The sequence below is a fragment of the Wolbachia endosymbiont of Nomada ferruginata genome (assembly GCF_001675785.1).
Lineage (GTDB): Bacteria > Pseudomonadota > Alphaproteobacteria > Rickettsiales > Anaplasmataceae > Wolbachia > Wolbachia pipientis.
In genome coordinates, this window is record NZ_LYUY01000199.1 from 1 (window position 1) to 411 (window position 411).

1 pseudogene is annotated in these 411 nt (G+C 41.1%); it reads left to right on the plus strand.

Annotation, left to right across the window (positions count from 1 at the left end):
* Window positions 1-411 (plus strand): annotated as a pseudogene (locus BA053_RS07780) (hypothetical protein); the annotation flags it as partial.

Genomic DNA, 411 nt, shown 5'->3' on the forward strand with positions numbered 1-411 from the left:
TAATTCACCTCCGAAACCTAAGGATTCTGGTTCTTCAAGTGGTGGTCCAAGTTCTGGCTTAACTGAATTGTCATCACCGAAACAGGAGTTTCCCAAGCGAAGTCGTGATGAAGGGTTAGAGAGTCCTCCCACGCAAGGATCAGAAAGAGAGGGAGGAAAAGGGGGGCTGTTTCAGTTGGTGCCGGGGAAAATAGATTCAAGTCAATCCACTGGTGATCAATCACAGCTATCTTTGAGTAGATCATCATCGATTTCTTCTCCTATAGCATGGGATGATTCAACATTCTTAAATCCTGAGGTTTCTAATGAGGAACCTAAAAAACAGCAAGTTACTAAGGAAAAGGAAGAAGAAAAGTTGTTTAAAGCATTGCTTTATTGGTTTAACTTAAATAATTATGCTTTGGATCCTCC